The organism is Parapedomonas caeni (assembly GCF_041060555.1).
In the GTDB taxonomy this organism is placed as follows: Bacteria; Pseudomonadota; Alphaproteobacteria; order Sphingomonadales; family Sphingomonadaceae; genus CAUJIW01.
On the sequence record NZ_JBEUDS010000004.1, the window covers coordinates 51991 to 67962 of the forward strand.

General features: G+C 69.4%; 19 protein-coding genes and 1 riboswitch. Of the genes, 6 read left to right on the forward strand and 13 right to left on the reverse strand.

Features of this window, described 5'->3' with window-relative positions; translation table 11 throughout:
* The first annotated feature begins 53 nt into the window (after positions 1-53).
* Positions 54-1769: an FAD-dependent monooxygenase gene (locus tag ABU113_RS04400; protein ID WP_454558269.1), complete on the forward strand. Its 1716-nt coding sequence runs from the start codon at positions 54-56 to the stop codon at positions 1767-1769.
* Complete coding sequence (locus tag ABU113_RS04405; RefSeq protein WP_454558270.1) at positions 1766-1978, forward strand: hypothetical protein; 213 nt, start codon at positions 1766-1768, stop codon at positions 1976-1978. The genes ABU113_RS04400 and ABU113_RS04405 overlap by 4 nt, the downstream gene beginning before the upstream one ends.
* Here ABU113_RS04405 and ABU113_RS04410 read toward each other — a convergent pair.
* Positions 1975-3318, reverse strand: coding sequence for an amidohydrolase (locus ABU113_RS04410; protein ID WP_454558271.1), 1344 nt, complete (start codon positions 3316-3318; stop codon positions 1975-1977). The genes ABU113_RS04405 and ABU113_RS04410 overlap by 4 nt on opposite strands.
* A 132-nt stretch (positions 3319-3450) precedes the next feature.
* On the opposite strand from ABU113_RS04410, the gene ABU113_RS04415 reads away from it, so the two are divergent.
* Positions 3451-3951 (forward strand): type II toxin-antitoxin system PemK/MazF family toxin, encoded by a 501-nt coding sequence (locus ABU113_RS04415; RefSeq protein WP_454558272.1) that lies wholly within the window; start codon positions 3451-3453, stop codon positions 3949-3951.
* A gap of 173 nt (positions 3952-4124) precedes the next feature.
* On the opposite strand, the gene ABU113_RS04420 is transcribed toward ABU113_RS04415, so the two are convergent.
* On the reverse strand, positions 4125-4706 hold the full coding sequence (locus tag ABU113_RS04420; RefSeq protein WP_454558273.1) for a TetR/AcrR family transcriptional regulator: 582 nt from the start codon (positions 4704-4706) through the stop codon (positions 4125-4127).
* Between the two features lie 78 nt (positions 4707-4784).
* Positions 4785-5462: a transglutaminase-like cysteine peptidase gene (locus ABU113_RS04425; protein WP_454558274.1), complete on the reverse strand. Its 678-nt coding sequence runs from the start codon at positions 5460-5462 to the stop codon at positions 4785-4787.
* Between the two features lie 114 nt (positions 5463-5576).
* Here ABU113_RS04425 and ABU113_RS04430 point away from each other — a divergent pair, with 114 nt between their 5' ends.
* Positions 5577-7484 carry an HD domain-containing phosphohydrolase gene (locus tag ABU113_RS04430; protein WP_454558275.1) on the forward strand — a complete coding sequence of 636 codons (1908 nt, stop codon included), beginning with the start codon at positions 5577-5579 and terminating at the stop codon, positions 7482-7484.
* A gap of 35 nt (positions 7485-7519) precedes the next feature.
* Here the strand turns inward: ABU113_RS04430 and ABU113_RS04435 are convergent, their stop codons facing one another.
* The 5 genes from ABU113_RS04435 to ABU113_RS04455 form a co-directional block, all read right to left on the reverse strand.
* Positions 7520-8047: an MmcB family DNA repair protein gene (locus ABU113_RS04435; protein ID WP_454558276.1), complete on the reverse strand. Its 528-nt coding sequence runs from the start codon at positions 8045-8047 to the stop codon at positions 7520-7522.
* Positions 8048-8102: 55 nt separating this feature from the next.
* Entirely contained in the window at positions 8103-8495 is a 393-nt protein-coding gene (locus ABU113_RS04440) for an Hpt domain-containing protein (RefSeq protein ID WP_454558277.1), read from the reverse strand.
* Entirely contained in the window at positions 8492-9244 is a 753-nt protein-coding gene (locus tag ABU113_RS04445; protein ID WP_454558278.1) for a cell wall hydrolase, read from the reverse strand. The genes ABU113_RS04440 and ABU113_RS04445 overlap by 4 nt, the downstream gene beginning before the upstream one ends.
* A 157-nt stretch (positions 9245-9401) precedes the next feature.
* Positions 9402-9746 carry a DUF1491 family protein gene (locus ABU113_RS04450; RefSeq protein ID WP_454558279.1) on the reverse strand — a complete coding sequence of 115 codons (345 nt, stop codon included), beginning with the start codon at positions 9744-9746 and terminating at the stop codon, positions 9402-9404.
* A gap of 5 nt (positions 9747-9751) precedes the next feature.
* On the reverse strand, positions 9752-10132 hold the full coding sequence (locus ABU113_RS04455; protein ID WP_454558280.1) for a PilZ domain-containing protein: 381 nt from the start codon (positions 10130-10132) through the stop codon (positions 9752-9754).
* A gap of 123 nt (positions 10133-10255) precedes the next feature.
* Positions 10256-10361, forward strand: a riboswitch (TPP riboswitch).
* A 39-nt stretch (positions 10362-10400) separates the two neighbouring features.
* Between ABU113_RS04455 and thiC the strand changes: the two genes are divergently transcribed.
* Positions 10401-12320, forward strand: coding sequence for a phosphomethylpyrimidine synthase ThiC (thiC, locus tag ABU113_RS04460; RefSeq protein WP_454558281.1), 1920 nt, complete (start codon positions 10401-10403; stop codon positions 12318-12320).
* A 101-nt stretch (positions 12321-12421) separates the two neighbouring features.
* The gene (locus ABU113_RS04465) at positions 12422-13000 is read left to right on the forward strand and encodes a BglII/BstYI family type II restriction endonuclease (RefSeq protein WP_454558282.1); all 579 of its coding nucleotides are present in this window, start codon (positions 12422-12424) and stop codon (positions 12998-13000) included.
* Positions 13001-13100: 100 nt separating this feature from the next.
* Here ABU113_RS04465 and ABU113_RS04470 read toward each other — a convergent pair whose 3' ends face one another.
* The 5 genes from ABU113_RS04470 to hpf form a co-directional block, all read right to left on the reverse strand.
* Positions 13101-13754: an MT-A70 family methyltransferase gene (locus ABU113_RS04470; RefSeq protein WP_454558283.1), complete on the reverse strand. Its 654-nt coding sequence runs from the start codon at positions 13752-13754 to the stop codon at positions 13101-13103.
* Between the two features lie 76 nt (positions 13755-13830).
* Positions 13831-14142, reverse strand: a complete 312-nt coding sequence (locus ABU113_RS04475) for an alkylphosphonate utilization protein (RefSeq protein ID WP_454558284.1) — start codon at positions 14140-14142, stop codon at positions 13831-13833.
* 65 nt (positions 14143-14207) lie between these two features.
* Positions 14208-14492, reverse strand: a complete 285-nt coding sequence (locus tag ABU113_RS04480; RefSeq protein WP_454558400.1) for a DUF2061 domain-containing protein — start codon at positions 14490-14492, stop codon at positions 14208-14210.
* Positions 14493-14698: 206 nt separating this feature from the next.
* Entirely contained in the window at positions 14699-15163 is a 465-nt protein-coding gene (ptsN, locus tag ABU113_RS04485; protein WP_454558285.1) for a PTS IIA-like nitrogen regulatory protein PtsN, read from the reverse strand.
* Between the two features lie 100 nt (positions 15164-15263).
* Positions 15264-15842, reverse strand: a complete 579-nt coding sequence (hpf, locus tag ABU113_RS04490) for a ribosome hibernation-promoting factor, HPF/YfiA family (protein WP_454558286.1) — start codon at positions 15840-15842, stop codon at positions 15264-15266.
* Between the last annotated feature and the right edge of the window lie 130 nt (positions 15843-15972).

Consider the following 15972-nt stretch of genomic DNA (forward strand, 5'->3'; position numbering starts at 1 on the left):
ACAATTCGTATTATACAATAATTCAGTCGATAATCATCGGAGAACAGGGGATCGTGACAGCGCCGCCCGCCGACGGGGTTGCCCCGCAACACCACGCCGCCCGCCTACCGGCGCTGACCGCGACCGGCGCCGACCCCACCGCCCACCGGGTGGCGATCATCGGCGGCGGGCCGGTCGGGCTGGCGCTGGCGCTGGCGCTGGCCCGGCAGGGCGTCGCCTCGCTGGTGATCGAGGCCGCCGACGGCGTATGCAGCGGCAGCCGGGCGATCTGCCTGTCGCGGCGCAGCCTGGAGATCCTCGACCGGCTGGGCGTCGCCGGGCCGTTCCTCGCCCGCGGCCTGGCCTGGACCGGCGGCCGCAGCTTCTATCGCGACACCGAGGTGCTGCACTTCACCATGCCGCACGACGCCGACCAGCGGCTGCCACCGATGATCAACATCGCCCAGAACGACATCGAGCAGTATCTGGTCGACGCGGTGGCCGGCTATCCCGACCTCATCGACCTGCGCTGGGCGACCACGCTCGACGATCTGGCGGTGGACGCCGATGGCGCCACTCTGACGCTGGCGGCGGCGGGCACCCGCTACACCGCGCGGGCCGACTGGCTGGTGGCCTGCGACGGCGCGCGCAGCCGGGTGCGTCAGGCGCTGGGGCTGAAGATGGCCGGCACCGCCTACGAAGGCCGCTACATCATCGCCGACATCGCCATCGAGCTCGACTGGCCGACCGAGCGGCTGTGCTGGTTCGATCCGCTGTCCAATCCGGGGCGCACGCTGCTGATGCACCGGCAGCCGGGCAACGTCTGGCGCATCGACTATCAGCTCCACGACGACGAGGACGTCGAGACCATGGTGGCGCCCGAGCAGGTGCTGGCGGTGGTGAGCCGCCATCTCGCCATGCTGGGCGTCGACGCGCCGTGGCGGCCGTTGTGGATCAGCAGCTACCGCGCCGCCGCGGTGGCGCTTGACGATTTCCGCGCCGGCCGGGTGCTGTTCGCCGGAGATGCCGCCCATCTGGTGCCGATCTTCGGCGTGCGCGGCCTCAACAGTGGCTTCGAGGATGGCTTCAACCTCGGCTGGAAGCTGGCCGGCGTCGTCACCGGTGCCTGGCCCGAGGCGCTGCTCGACAGTTACAGCCCTGAGCGGCGCGGCGCCTGGGCCGACAACATCGCCCAGGCGATGAAGAGCACCGAATTCATGGCGCCACCGTCGCGTGGCTTCGCGCTGATGCGCACCGCCGTGCTGTCGCTGGCGGCCCGCCATCCGGCGCTGGCCAGTCTGATCAACCCGCGCCAGACCAGCGCCAGCCACTATGGGCACTCGCCGCTCAACGACCCGCACGCCGACGCGCCGGCCTTCGCCGCCGGGCCGTCGCCCGGCGCGGTGGTGCCGGAATGTCCGCTGGAGGATGAGGGCGGCCGGCCGGTGCACCTGACGGCGCTGCTGCCCGATGCGTTCACGCTGCTGCTCTACGGCGCGACCCCCGGCCTCGATGATGTGGCCGGCGCCATCGACGGCGTGCGCGTTTGGCGCGTGGCGGCCGCCGACGCGCCGCCGCCGGTCGGCGGGCTGCGGGACGCCGCCGGTCGCTTCGCCGCGCTCTACGACGCCCGCCCCGGCACCGCCTATCTCGTTCGCCCCGACGGCCATGTCGTCGCCCGCTGGCGCCGGCCGTCGCCGGACGCCATCGCCGCCGCGCTCGCCCGCGCCCAGGCGCGACCGCTTGCCCGCGCCCAGGCGCGACCGCTCGCCACCGGAGACGCCCGATGACCGCCAATCCCCTCTGGGATGTCGCTGCCCGCGACGCCGCCTACACCGCGCTGTGCAACGCCATCAGCGCCGCCAGCGCCGAGGCCGGGCCGGCCGGCGAGACGCTCTACCTTGCCCGGCTGGCGCTGCTGCTCGCCGAGCGGCTGGCGGACCCCGCCGCGGTGCAGGCGGCGATCGCGGACGCCCGGTTGCCGGCGGGCGGTGCCTAGTCGCCGGCGAGATAGTCGAGCGCCGTGCTCACGTGTGCCGTGACGCCGCTGGCCAGCGCCGCTTCGTTGACAAAGAAGTAGGGCGAATGGTTGGGCGCGGCGTCGGCCGGGCTGACGCCGTCCTTGTTGACGCCGAGGAAGTAGAACACGCCGGGGATCTTCTGCTGGTAGGCGGAGAAATCCTCCGAGGCCATGATCAGCGGCGCGTCCATCACCTTGTCCGGCCCCACCGCCCGCTTCAGGCTTGCCGTCACCCGCGCGGTCAGCGCCGGGTCGTTCCAGGTGACGAAGTTGGAGTCCGTGAAACGCACCTCGGCCCGGGCGCCCATGCTTTCGGCGATGCTGGTGACGGTGGTCGCCAGCCGCGCCCTGGCCTGTTCGCGGTTGCCGGGGTCGAGCGTGCGCAAGGTGCCGTCGAGACGGGCGGTTTCCGGCACGATGTTGTGCCGCACGCCGCCCTGGAAGGCGCCGATGGTGATGACGGTGGGCGACTTCACCATGTCGAGCTGGCGGGCGACGATGGCGTTGATGCCCTGGACGATGGCGGCGCCGACGTTGATCGGGTCGATGCCGGCCCACGGTTGGGCGCCGTGCGCCTGCTTGCCGGTGATATGCACCTCGAAGGTGTCGCTGCTGGCCATGGCGCCGGCCGGGCGCACCAGCAGGGTGCCGGCCGGTCCCGGCCAGACGTGGATGCCGAAGATCGCCGATGGCGCCGGGTTGTCGAGCACGCCCTCGGCGATCATCAGCGGCGCGCCGCCGCCTTCGGCCTCCGGCGGGCCTTCCTCGGCCGGCTGGAAAATGAACACGATGGTGCCGGCAAACTGGTCGCGCATGGCGGCCAGCACCCTGGCGGCACCCAGCAGCATCGCCACGTGCGCGTCGTGGCCGCAGGCGTGCATCACCGGCACCGTCCGGCCCTGATACTCGCCGGTGGCCTTCGAGGCGAACGGCAGGCCGGTCTTTTCCGCCACCGGCAGCGCGTCCATGTCGGCGCGCAGCGCCACGACCTTGTCGGCGCCGGGGCCGGTCCCGGTGCCCTTCAGCACGCCGACGACGCCGGTGTAGGCAACCTTGGTGCGCACCTCGATACCCATCGCCTTGAGCTGGTCGGCGACCAGCTTGGCGGTGCGGACCTCCCGGTTGGCGAGTTCGGGGTGGGCATGCAGGTCGCGCCGCCAGGCGATCACCTGCGGCTCCACCGCCTGCACCCGCGCCGCCAACGAGTCCGTCGATGTATCCGCCGCGTGCACCGGCGGCGCGGTCAGTGCGGGCGCCAGCGCCGTGGCCAGCAGCAGACGGGCCAGCAGGGGATGAGCGGCGGCTCGGGCAACGGTCATGGCAAGGCCTTTCGGGTCCGCGGCGACAGAGACGGTCCCGCAGGCTAACGCCTCGACCGCCGGTTTGGGAATGGGGAATGCGCGCGTGGCTTAAGGCTGTTCCCCCCATCCGCCATGATGTGAACAGGCGCCATGGCCGGGCGCGACGGCTCCTTCCTCAAAAGCGGCAATCTCTTTGAAGTTGACGACCCTGTTCAATTAACCACTATTTGCTGCATGGGCCTGAACTTTCCAGTAGCGCCGCGCACAGTCCTCCTGTGCGATTATGACATGGGTGGATTCCGGCCGCCGGAGATGGTCAAGAAACGGCCGGCGGTGGTGATCATGGGGCGCCTTCCCCATCGCGACAATCTGCATACGGTCGTGCCGCTCAGCGGCACGGAAGCAGACCCGCGGGTGCGTTATCATTGTCGGCTGGCGTTCGATCAGCCCTTGCCGGCGCCCTTCGCACAGCAGGTCTGGTGGGCCAAGGCAGATATGGTGGCGACAGTCGCCATGAGCAGGCTCGATCTGTTTCGCACCGAGCGTGACCAGTTCGGAAAGCGAAAATATCTGAGCGGACTGAAAGTGACGGAGGCGCAGTTTCAGCAGATTCTCGAAGCGCTGAGGTACGCTCTGGGCCTTGTTAATTGACAATTCACTGTTGAAGACTCATATAGCCAGTGATCGCTCGTGGGAGACCATTGAGCCTCAAGACCTCTTCGGAGGCGGCTATGTCACTGGCGATAACAAGCCACGACATAGCTTGATTCAGCCCCCGGGCCGCAAGGCCCGGGGGTTCTGTTTTCTGGCGACATTCTGCCCGTTCAGGGGGCGGGTACGCCCAGCGTCGCCGCCAGCCGGGCCAGCGCCTGGGGGAAACTGTCGGCATCGTCGCTGAGGCGGGCCAGCACCAGCGCGCCCTCGATGCGGGCGATGGCGTCCTCGGCTTCCAGCCGCGCGGCGTCGGCCGGCCGGCCCAGTTCCTCCAGCGCCCGGGCGATCAACCGCTGCCAGGCGGTGATGGTGTTGCGGATGTCCTTGCCGAACAGCGCCAGCCCGTCGCCCAGTGTCAGCGTGTTCATCAGGCTGGCGGGCGTACCGCCGGCATGGAAGCGGGCGACGCCGGCGAGCATGGCGCTCAGCCGTTCGGCCGGCGGCTGGTCGCCCTGCAGCGGTTTGAGGATCAGCACGGTGAAGCGGCGGCCCGCCTCGGTCAGCGCCGCCCGGCCCAGCTCCGGTTTGCCGCCGGGGTAGCGGTGGTAGAGGCTGGCCTTGGCGATGCCGGTGGCCTCGGCGAGATCGGCCAGCGACGCGCCGTCATAGCCGTGCCGCTTGAACACCACGATCAGGCCGTCGAGAATTTCCAGCCGACGGGCGTGCGGGTCGTCGACTTTCGGGCGCGCCATCGGCCGGCTCCAGTGCTGCGGGGTGCTGACACCATAATCAACCGAACGTTCGGTGTAGTCAAGTGTCGACGGCCGGTCTCATGATCGCGGCTGGTGCAGCCACCAGGCGGTTTCGTTGATCGAGTAGATCGGCCGGTAGTGGACGATGGCGGTGTCCGGCAGCACGTCCTGGATCTGGTTGTCGAGAATCAGCTCGCGGCCGTCGAGGTCGACGCTGAGCACCGCGTGCGGCACGCCGAGATTGAGATCCTGGACGATGACGATGCGCATGGCGGCAGCGGGAAAGCCCAGCGTCTTGAGTGCCATGTACTTGGCGATGGCATAGTCCTCGCAGTCGCCGTCACGCCGCAGGAACTGGCGCGGCGTCGCCCAGTAGTCCGGCACGCCCCAGTTTTCGGGGTCGGTGATGTAGCGGTAGCGGTTCATGGCGGCGTTGACCGCCCGCAACTGTGCCATGCGATCACCGCCGCGCAGGGTGGCGACGATCGCCTCCCAGTCCGGCCGCGCGCAGCCGATCGGCGAGTCCGGCCGGCAGGCGCCGGAGCGGCCCAGCGGGCCGGGCGCGGTCTGCTGGTCGCCGTCGGCGCGCCGGTCGCGGGCCAGCATGTCGGTCCACTTGGTGAACGGTGTCAGCGACGCGCGCCGGACCTCGGTGCTGCCGAACAACCCGGCCTCGGCCGGGGTCGCCGCCAGACCGGCGATCAACAGTATCGCCAGCAGCGGGCAGGTGCCAAAGAAGGTTAATGCACGTCGCATGATTCCGTTTTGTGTCGGTTCGCATTAAGAATTGGTCAATGGTTGGGGGCCGCGTGGCTATCCGCTGCCGACCGGCGACATCGCCGTATGATAGCAGACTCTCGGGAGACCGCCGTGACGCTGACAGGGGATGACACCATCAACGGGGGCGCCGGACGCCGCATCTGGCTGTGGCTGGGGCTGATCGCCTTCCTGTTCGCCGGCGGCCTGGGGCTGGCCTGGCAGGCCTCGTCGCGCGATCGGGCCCGCGCCCGCGACCTGCTGGAGCAGGAAGTGGCGCTGGTGGTGCGCGGCCGGGTCCAGGCGGTGGCGGGCTGGCTCGACCTGCAGCGCGGCGTCGTCGAGGGGCTGGCCGGCAATCCGGCGGTGGCGGTCTATGCGCTGGGCAGTCAGGACCCCGGCACCGGCGCAGGCCAGGCGCAGTATCTCGACTCACTGTTGCAGGTAACGGCGGCGCGCTCGGGCTTCGCCGAACCCGGCGTACAGCCGCGCGCCAACGTCAGCCTGCCGCCGTCGGCGGGGCTCGCCATCGTGGCGCCGGACGGCCGGCCGATCGCCCGCTTCGGTGGCGCGCTGCCGGACCCGCGGCCGCTGCTCGCCACGACGGTCAGCGCCACCCGGGTCGATCCGGCCGCGAGCCTCGGCGGCCGGCCGGCGCTGGCCATTCTCGCGCCGGTTGCCGGTCCGCAAGGCGGTGATCCGGTGGCCGTCGTCTACGGCGTGCGGCCGCTCGACGCGCTGGCCGGTCGGCTGGAGCCGGAGAATGAACGCTTCCGCACCGCCCGCATGGCGCTGGTCGATGCCGAGGGCGTGGTGGCCGGCAGCCGCGAACTGCCGCCGATGGCCCGTCTGGCCGAGGCGCTGCGGGCACCGGGCCAGCTGGTCGAGGCCGGCGGCACCCTGCTGCTGGCCGACGCGGTACCGGGCACGCCCTGGCATGTGGTGCGCGGCATCGACGCCCAGGAGGCGCTGGCCCCCATCGAGAGCCAGGCGCGGTCACGGCTGATGGCGCTGGTGTCGCTGGTGTCGTTCGCCACCGCCATGGTGCTGCTGGCCTGGCGTCATGGCGCCTCGCGCCGGGCGGCACGGGCTGCCGCCGAGGCCCGGGCCACCGCCGCGCGGGAGACAGCGCTGCGCCAGTTCCTTCAGACCATCGCTGATCGCCAGCCGACGCTGATCGCGGTGGTCGATGCCGCCGATCGGCTGGAGTTCTCCAACGCCGGGCTCAACCGCTGGCTCGGCGTCGAGGCGGACGCGCCCGGCACCCGGCTGCCCGACCAGCTTGGCGATGCCGGCCCGGCCCTGGTGCGGCTGCTGGCGACGGCGCGTCGCGAGGGCACCGCGGACGCGCTGCTCGACCTGCCGGCGCCGGGCGGTCTCGTCCGCCGCCACCACGCCGATGCCGTGCAGCTGGCCGACGGACGGACGCTGCTGGTCGCCCATGACATCACCGAGCTGCTGGCCGAACGGGCCCGTCGCGAGGCCGGCATGGCGGCACTGGTAGCGACGCTGACCGGCCTCATCGACGCTCGTGATCCCGGCAGCCGCCATCATTCCGGCAAGGTGGCGCAGGTGGCGGCCGGCCTCGGCCGGGCGCTGGGTCTACCGGGCGAACAGGTAGAGACGCTGCGGCTGTCCGGACAGCTGATGAACCTCGGCAAGATCATGGTGCCGCGCGCCATCCTCACCAAGGCCGGGCCGCTGGACGACATCGAGCGGGCGCAGGTGCGCGCGGCGCTGGCCCAGAGCGCCGACATCCTGCGCGGGGTACCGTTCGAGGGGCCGGTGGCCGAGACGGTGGCTGGCGTCGAGGAGGTGCCGCCGCCGTCGCTGTCGCGGGTGCTGCGCATCGCCAACGCCTTCGTGTCGATGGTCAGCCCGCGCGCTTTCCGCGCACCGCTGGCCGATGCCGCCGCGCTCGCCGCCTTGCGCGAGGCCGCCGACCCCGAGGACGGTGCCATCATCGACGCGCTGGAGCGGCTGCTCGGCCAGCACGCCGGCCGAGCAGCCCTCGGGCTGTAGGGGCCGGCGACGCGCCATCCCGCCGCCGGGGAGTCTCAGCCCAGGCCGGGGTCGAGGTGGCGGCTCAGCCGGTCGGCGGCGCGGCGGGCGAAGCGCAGCGTCACCACCCGGCGGCGGTTGCCGTTGAGCGGTCGCACGGCGGCCGGACGCAGCACCGCCGCCTCGAAGCGGTCGGCGACGATCAGCCCGGCGGTGGCCGGCGCGAAAGCCGGGGTGTCGAAGTCGTCGAGCGGGAATCCGGCAGGCACCGCGAAATAGAACTCGTCGCAGTAATCCAGATAGTCCGGCCACTTGCGGTCGCCGCGCAGGTCGGCGCGGGAGACCTTGATCTCGATCAGCGTGATCCGGCCGTCGCGGTCGAGCGCCGCCACGTCCGGCCGGCGGCCGTTGCCGAGCGGAAACTCCAGCAGGGCGGCCCGACCCTGGGCGGCGAGCAGCCGGCAGACCCCGCGCGCCACGTCGTCGGCCGTCAGTGGTCCGGCGGGCGCGTCGGCCGGCGGGGTGGCCACGCGGCAGGCCACGGGGTCGGGCAGAGGATCGGGGAGCGGCAGTCGCGACGTCATGGCGTCGCAGCATAGGCGGATCAAACCGGGAACAAAAGCCCCTTGATCAGGCTGCTCAGATCGCGATGTCGGGCAGGTCGCACAGCAGCCGCAGCGGTGTCACCAGCCGGGCGGCCATCGCCGGGGTCTGCTGTTCCGGCGTCAGCGCCAGGATCGCCTGCAAGCCGTTGTGCAGCGCCTCCAGCACCGCGCGTTCCCGCGGGTCGCCGGGTTTCAGCTTCAGGTAGCTGCACAGCAGCGCGCCGGCATCCGACATCAGCGGATAGCCGAAGCTGGCGCCCATCCCCTTGATGTTGTGGCCGATCTCGAACAGCCGCTGGCGGGCGGCATCGGCCGGCAGGGTGCCGGCGTGCCAGTCGTCGAGCAGCCGGCCGAACTCGGCCAGGGCATTGGCCGTCCACTCCCGGTAGCTGTCGATCAGCGCCGGATCGGCGGCGGCGGCGGTCATGAGCGCCCCCCCTGGCCGCGTCCGCCTTCCTTGTAGAAGACGTGCTGGCCGAGCAGGCGGGTCGGCGCGAACTGGAAACCCCAGCTCGGCGAGACATAGGTGGCGTGGAAGTGGGTGGCGTTGCCGGTCACGTCCTTCCAGGCCCGCGATGTGGCGACGAAGGCGATCGCACGCGCCTGTCGCCAGGCGGCGTCCTCGCGCGGGATGTCGGGCAGGCCATCGCAGGCGAAGGTGAACTGGCAGGTCCGCGCGCCGGGGCGCTTTTCGTAGACCACGCCGCACAGCGAGTTCGGGTAGCCGTCGCGCGCCTGACGGTTGAGCACCACCTGGGCGACGCCCAGCTGACCCTCCACCGATTCGCCACGGGCCTCGAAATAGATGGCGCGGGCCAGGCACTCCAGCTCGGCGGAGAGCGGCGGCAGCGGGCTGGCGGCGGTGGCCTCCACCAGCCGGGTCAGTGCCAGCCGGGGCTGACGTTGCAGCACCGGGGCTTCCGCCAGCAGGACGATGCGGTCGTTGGTCAGCGCCGCCAGTTCGAGTCGCGGTGCTGTCGCGCCGGCATCCGATGCCGCAGCGTCGGGGGTGTCCGGGGTATCGGGCAGCGACAGGTCGACGAACGGGCCGTGCAGCACCGTCACGGGCGGCAGGTCGGCGCCGGGCAGGGCGACACTCACCAGGAGCAGCGCCAGCAGGCGCGCGGCCAGGCGGGAGACGCCCTCAGACAGGCGGATAGTGGACAAAGAAGGCATGAACGATGGCGGGCCCTGTTGATCCGGCGGACGGCCAGCCCTGTGCGCCCGGGCGCCCGGCGGCTGTCAGTCCAGCATCAAGGAAACGGCAATTTGGTTAACAAAAGGAAAACCGGCGGGAAATCGCCGGCGCCCAGATGATCAGGGAGCGCCCCGCTCAGGCGGGCAGGAAGCGCTCCTCCACCAGCGCCTCCGGCGCGTCGGTCTCCAGTTCCAGCACCCACACATCGGGGTCGATGCGGCGCTGGCGCTCGATCAGCGCGTCGGCGTCCGCCGCCGGCACCGGCACAGACCCGCTCAGCGGCAGCCAGGCGCGGGCGTCGTCGCGGCCGGTGGTGGCGCCGAACAGTCGGCACAGGCCGTCGCGATGACGGGCCAGCAGCAGTACCGCGCCGGCCTCGTCATAGCCGTGGCGGACCACCGTCGCCGGGATGCCGAGCCCCGAGCAGCGGCGCACGATGGAGGACACCCAGAAGCGGGTGGCGAGGCGGGGCAGCGTCATGGCGGTCAGCTTTCGGGCGTGGGGGCGTCAGGGCGAGGGGAATCGGTCGCCTCGGTGAAGCCCAGCGCGGTGGCGCGGGCCCCGAAGGCCTGGATCACCTGCGGCGCCGGCTCGACGAATGACAGGCCGTGGAACACACCGGACGACCAGGCGATCACCGCCGGCAGCGGCCGCAGTTTGGGCAGCTCGACGGTCACCAGTGCACCGGCCGCCAGCGGCAGCTCGATCTCGGCCAGCATGCCGCCCGGCGCGACGTTGCGCACCCAGCAGGCGAGCCGGCGCCCGGCGATGCTGACGCTGCCGCGCCACACCACTGCCCGGCGCGGATGGCGCCGGCGATCGTCGTGGGCGGGGTCGACGAGCCCGTGCGGGTCGGTCTCGGTCATGTGATCCGTTGTGTTCATGGTTACCACGGCTAGCAGCTTATGGCCGAATGGTTAAGAAATATCCCGTCCCGCCACGCTGCCGCCCCGGCCCTCTCGACATCCCGCCGGCATCCGCGTAATCTGTGCGCTTCCCCGGGGAGCCATGCGGCTGAGAGGCAGGCGTTGCGGCCTGCGACCCGTCGAACCTGAACCCGTTAGCACGGGCGGAGGGAGGGGTTGCCGCATGACGGGTCCGCCTTCTCCTGACCGCTCGCCAAGGAGAGACCCCATGGCCGACATTGATGGCAAGATCGACAGCAAGCTGGACATCGGCGTCACCACCGGCCCCATTCGCGGCTCGCGCAAGATCCATGTCGAAGGCCCCGGTGGCATCCGCGTCGCCATGCGCGAGATCGCGCTCACCGGCGACGAGCCGCCGGTGCGGGTCTACGACACCTCCGGCCCCTACACCGACCCCAAGGCCGCCATCAACATCGCCGCCGGCCTGCCGGCGCTGCGACGGGACTGGATTCTGGCGCGTGGCGACGTCGAGGCCTATGACGGCCGCGCCGTGAAGCCCGAGGATAATGGCCTGAAGGATGGTGGCCCGAAAGCTGGCGCCGGGCTCGATGCCGCCGCTTCGCGCAACGGCCGCGTCCAGCCCTTCCCCAACGTCGTCACCCGGCCGCTGCGGGCGCGCGCCGGCATGAACGTCTCCCAGATGCACTATGCCAAGCGCGGCATCATCACGCCGGAGATGGAATATGTCGCCATCCGCGAGAACATCGGCCGGGCGGCGCTGAAGGACAAGCTCGCCCGCGACGGCGAGAGCTGGGGCGCGGCCATCCCGGACCATGTGACGCCGGAATTCGTCCGCGACGAGGTGGCGCGCGGCCGGGCGATCATCCCGTCCAACATCAACCACCCGGAAACCGAGCCGATGGCGATCGGCCGCAACTTCCTGGTCAAGATCAACGCCAACATCGGCAACTCGGCGGTCGCCTCCTCGGTCGCCGAGGAAGTCGACAAGATGGTGTGGGCGATCCGCTGGGGCGCCGACACGGTGATGGACCTCTCGACGGGGCGCAACATCCACGACACCCGCGAGTGGATCCTGCGCAACAGCCCGGTGCCCATCGGCACGGTGCCGATCTATCAGGCGCTGGAGAAGGTCGGCGGCATCGCCGAGGAGCTGACGTGGGAGATTTTCCGCGACACGCTGATCGAGCAGGCCGAGCAGGGGGTCGACTATTTCACCATCCACGCCGGGGTGCGGCTGCCCTACATCCCGCTCACCGCCAAGCGGGTCACCGGCATCGTCAGCCGTGGCGGCTCGATCATGGCCAAGTGGTGCCTGGCCCACCACAAGGAGAGCTTCCTCTACGAGCACTTCGAAGACATCTGCGAGATCATGAAGGCCTACGACATCGCCTTCTCGCTGGGCGACGGCCTGCGCCCGGGCTCGATCGCCGACGCCAACGACGAGGCCCAGTTCGCCGAGCTGTTCACGCTGGGTGAGCTCACCAAGAAGGCGTGGGAACACGACGTCCAGGTGATGATCGAAGGCCCCGGCCACGTGCCGATGCACAAGATCAAGGAGAACATGGACAAGCAGCTCGCCGCCTGCGGCGAGGCGCCGTTCTACACGCTGGGCCCGCTCACCACCGACATCGCGCCGGGCTATGACCACATCACCAGCGGCATTGGTGCTGCCATGATCGGCTGGTACGGCACGGCGATGCTCTGCTACGTCACGCCCAAGGAGCATCTCGGCCTGCCGGACCGCGACGACGTCAAGGTCGGCGTCGTCACCTACAAGCTGGCCGCCCACGCCGCCGACCTCGCCAAGGGCCACCCGGCGGCCAAGGTGCGCGACGACGCGCTGTCGAAGGCGCGCTTCGAGTTCCGCTGGCGCGACCAGTTCAACCTCAGCCTCGATCCCGACACGGCGGAGCAGTACCACGACCAGACGCTGCCGGCCGAAGGCGCCAAGACGGCGCATTTCTGCTCGATGTGCGGGCCGAAGTTCTGCTCGATGAAGATCACCCAGGAAGTACGCGACTTCGCCGCCAAGCAGAACCAGGGCGCCGAGGGCTTTCTGGCGGCCAGCCCCGGCGCCGCCGAGCAGGGCGCTGAACAGGGCATGGCCGAGATGTCGAAGCTCTACAAGGAAAAGGGCAACGAGCTCTACCTGCCGGCCGCGGAGTAGGGGGCCGGGTGGCTGGTGATAACGGCCGCCGCCCTTTTCCCTTGCCCCTTCACGGGGTGCCATTTCCGCGATAGTTGTGGATCATGACAACTCTACACCTCGTGCCCGAAGATCTGCGTCAACTCTACCATGTGCGGGAATGGCGCAACGCGACGGGCGTGTTGCAGACCGCCTGTCCACAGGAATGGCAGGACATCATTGCGGTGCTGCGGGCCTTTCGGCTGCTGCGGTCAGCGGTGGAGACCGCCGGGGGCTCGAAATCACCCATCGCCAATCAGATTGACGCTGCGTTCTATGGTCGCGGGTGGGTAGAGAAGCAATTCCGCACGGCGATCATGATTGATGACACCATCCGCGAAAGCCCCACCCATAAGGTCGATTGTTTCAAGGGTAGGGTGGCCGTCGAGCTGGAATGGAACAACAAAGATCCGTTCTTTGACAGGGACTTGAACAATTTCCGCCTGTTGTTCGAGTTAGGCGCCATTGATGTCGGTGTCATTGTCACCCGTTCGACGCAGTTGCAGGAAATTTTCAAAGCGCTTGGTAAAGGGGCGTCCTACGGGGCCTCGACCACGCATCATGAGAAGCTATGGCCACGCCTTGAAGGCGGTGGTGGTGGTGGCTGTCCGGTGCTGACCTTTGCCATCAGGCCGGACCTATACGTGGATGACCTAGTCTAACATCCACGCGCTGGTGTGGGGAGGTCGCCTACATCACCCGCGTCGGTGATTAAGCCTGCAACAGCAGATGGGCGGTCGTGGCGGTGCCAAGACTACACCGTCACTCGGCGGCGATTTCCATGGCGCTGTTGTAGCTGTAGGTATCCCAAGACGGCTTGTAAGTCTCGTCCGCCTGATTTCCCCACACCGTCCAGCCGTTGCGGGCGCCACGACTGAACAACTCGATCCGTGGCCCCCAGCTGCACGCTTCAATCAAGGGATATTGCTCATCCGGCTTCCGGCTGTGCTCGCGCTTGCGGGACTGGATCATGTTGACCTGACTACGGCCGGGCGGCAACGTTCGGGCGCTTTTGCCTCGCACACCAAACAGCAAGAGCTCGGTCACGTTGCGGAAGTAAAAGCCGACGCCACGTCCATCCGAACCACCATCCTTGCGGACCTTGTGCCAGACGATGTTCGAGACGTAGCGAAAGCCCCACCGGCGCATGACCTCCATGCCCTCGGGCAGCAGCGCATTGGGAACCCACAGGTACAGATGCGATGGGTCGGCGGCGATATCCGCCACAGGTAGGGCACAGATGTCCTCAAGGCACATGGTGCCGTAGCGATTGAGCCGCTTGTGTTCCGGCGCCACCTTGCCGGTGCGATTTTGGAATTGCCACGGCGGGTCGGCCAGCACGGTACCGAACCGTGCCCCGTTGGCCACGGTCAGAAGATCGGCGGAAGCGGGCGGCATGGCATCGGACGAGAACATAAGTGGATCTTTCTACACCTGCATGCGTCTGTCAAGGCCGTGTCGGCCCCGCCCGCTCCCCTCCCCCCGCCTGGCTTCAGCGCTTGCGGACGAACTCGGCGCGCAGCACCAGGCCCTTGATGCCCTCGAAGCGGCAGTCGATCTCCTGGTCGTCGCCGGTGAGGCGGATCGACTTGATCACCGTGCCCACCTTCAGCGTCTGGCCGGCGCCCTTGACCTTGAGGTCCTTCACCAGCACCACGCTGTCGCCGTCGGCCAGCAGGTTGCCGACCGAGTCGCGCACTTCCACCGCGTTGGCGGCAGCCTGACGGGCCTTCAGCTCGCTGGCCGGCAGCCAGTCGCCGCTGGCCTCGTCATAGACATACTCGTCATCGCCGGCGTCGGTCATCATGTCTCTCCCGCCTCGGGGTGGGGCCGGGGCAGGGATTGCCGGGGCACTGGTAGGCGGCAGCCCTAACGGGCGGCGGCCGCCAGATCAACCCCGTTGCCGCCGCCCAGCCGGCTGTCGATCCAGCGGGCGACCGCGTCACCGGCGCGGCGGCGCCACACGCGCCAATCGGCCTGCCAGGCGCGCTCGTGGAAGAAGAAGGCCACCGCGTTGACGCACGGCTCGATCAGCGCGATGCCGCCGGCCACTTCCACCGAGCCGGTGAGCGCATAGGCCACCGAGAAGCCGACGGTCAGGTGGATCGCCAGATAGGTGGCGGTCTTGGCCAGCTCGGTCCGGCTCGGCCGCAGCGACGGCGACCGCAGGGACGGATCGGGTAAGGCGGGAACGGCGGTCTGCATGGCGGAACTCCTTGGGCTCTGCCACTGTATTTAATAATCATTCGCAATAATGCCAATGAGGAGTCCCGCTCACGGTGATCGAGCCGCTCGCTCAGTGCCGGCGCGAGGGCGGGCCAGTGCGGGCCTGTGGCTCCTGGGTAGTCGGCGGGCGGCCGTCAGGCGGCGCGCGGCTGGCCCTGGGCCGCCAGCACGGCATAGACGGCATCGGCCGAGGCGGCGCCGCGCAGCTTGGCTACCGCGCTGCTGTCGCGGAACAGCCGGGAGACCCGGGCCAGTGCCTTCAGGTGGTCGGCACCGGCATCTTCGGGCGCCAGCAACAGCATGACGAGATCGACGGGCCGGCCGTCGAGCGAATCGAACTCGACGGGCGTGTCCAGCTTGGCGAACACGCCCATCAGGCCCTTGAGCTCCGGCAGCTTGGCGTGCGGAATGGCGAAGCCGCCGCCAATGCCGGTGGTGCCCAGCCGCTCGCGCTCCTGGATTGCCTCCAGCACCCGGCGCTCGTCCAGCCCGGCGAGCCGGGCGGCATGGGCGGACAGCAGGGTCAGCAGCTGCTTCTTCGACGTGCATTTGGCTCCGGCCAGAATCGCGCCGGGGACCATCAAGTCCACGAGTTCCATTGCGGAAAGCTTCCTGGGTCGTCTCTTAATGGCGCCAGTCTAGGCCAGCGCCGGTTGATGCCCGATGAACGGCCCCGGATCAGTGCCGTCACGGTGGGGGTCAGGCGGGGGTGGCGGTCGGTTCGACCCAGCCGATATGGCCGTCGCCTCGGCGATAGACCATGGCGATCCGGCCGTTACCGGCGTTGCGGAACATCAGCGCCGGAGCGTGCCGGAGGTCCATCAGCATCACCGCGTCGGAGACCGACACCTGCGGAATGTCGGTCTGGGTCTCGGCGACGATCACCGGGTTGTCGTGCTCGGGCGCATCTTCCTCGTGGTGCGACTCGATCACCGTATAGGCGGCCGGCTGGACGTCCAGCTCGCGGGCGGCACCATTGTGGTGGTTCTTCAGCCGGCGCTTGTAGCGGCGCAGCTGCTTCTCGATCCGGTCGGCCGCGATGTCGAAGGCGATGTGCGGGTCGGCATTGCTGCCTTCCGCCTTCAGCAGCACGCCCTGGCGGACATGCATGGCGCAATCAACATGGAAGCCATGGCCATGCGCCTCGCGGGTCAGGGTGACGCCGGCACTGAGGGTGCGCGAGAAATACTTCTCGGCGAGCTGCCGCAGTTTGTCTCCCACATAGCTGCGGAAGGCATCGCCCACATCGACCTGATGACCAGAGACGCGAATGTCCATAGGACCCTCCTTGATTTTGGCCCCCGTTATCAATCCACGGCCGACCGGCGGGTTACCCGGCGGGCCGAAGGCGGCGGACGCTAGGCGCGGCCATGCCCCCTGTCAATGACATGTCGTGACGGTAGCGTGA

Coding starts and splice junctions, on each gene's coding strand:
- ABU113_RS04470 (WP_454558283.1), bottom strand. CDS start 13,754: ATGTTCTCGTCCGATGCCATGCCGCCCGCTTCCGCCGATCTTCTGACC.
- ABU113_RS04410 (WP_454558271.1), bottom strand. CDS start 3,318: ATGACCGTTGCCCGAGCCGCCGCTCATCCCCTGCTGGCCCGTCTGCTG.
- ABU113_RS04435 (WP_454558276.1), bottom strand. CDS start 8,047: ATGACGTCGCGACTGCCGCTCCCCGATCCTCTGCCCGACCCCGTGGCC.
- ABU113_RS04440 (WP_454558277.1), bottom strand. CDS start 8,495: ATGACCGCCGCCGCCGCCGATCCGGCGCTGATCGACAGCTACCGGGAG.
- thiC (WP_454558281.1), top strand. CDS start 10,401: ATGGCCGACATTGATGGCAAGATCGACAGCAAGCTGGACATCGGCGTC.
- ABU113_RS04475 (WP_454558284.1), bottom strand. CDS start 14,142: ATGACCGACGCCGGCGATGACGAGTATGTCTATGACGAGGCCAGCGGC.
- ABU113_RS04445 (WP_454558278.1), bottom strand. CDS start 9,244: ATGCCTTCTTTGTCCACTATCCGCCTGTCTGAGGGCGTCTCCCGCCTG.
- ABU113_RS04450 (WP_454558279.1), bottom strand. CDS start 9,746: ATGACGCTGCCCCGCCTCGCCACCCGCTTCTGGGTGTCCTCCATCGTG.
- hpf (WP_454558286.1), bottom strand. CDS start 15,842: ATGGACATTCGCGTCTCTGGTCATCAGGTCGATGTGGGCGATGCCTTC.
- ABU113_RS04415 (WP_454558272.1), top strand. CDS start 3,451: ATGGCCGGGCGCGACGGCTCCTTCCTCAAAAGCGGCAATCTCTTTGAA.
- ABU113_RS04425 (WP_454558274.1), bottom strand. CDS start 5,462: ATGCGACGTGCATTAACCTTCTTTGGCACCTGCCCGCTGCTGGCGATA.
- ABU113_RS04405 (WP_454558270.1), top strand. CDS start 1,766: ATGACCGCCAATCCCCTCTGGGATGTCGCTGCCCGCGACGCCGCCTAC.
- ABU113_RS04455 (WP_454558280.1), bottom strand. CDS start 10,132: ATGACCGAGACCGACCCGCACGGGCTCGTCGACCCCGCCCACGACGAT.
- ptsN (WP_454558285.1), bottom strand. CDS start 15,163: ATGGAACTCGTGGACTTGATGGTCCCCGGCGCGATTCTGGCCGGAGCC.
- ABU113_RS04420 (WP_454558273.1), bottom strand. CDS start 4,706: ATGGCGCGCCCGAAAGTCGACGACCCGCACGCCCGTCGGCTGGAAATT.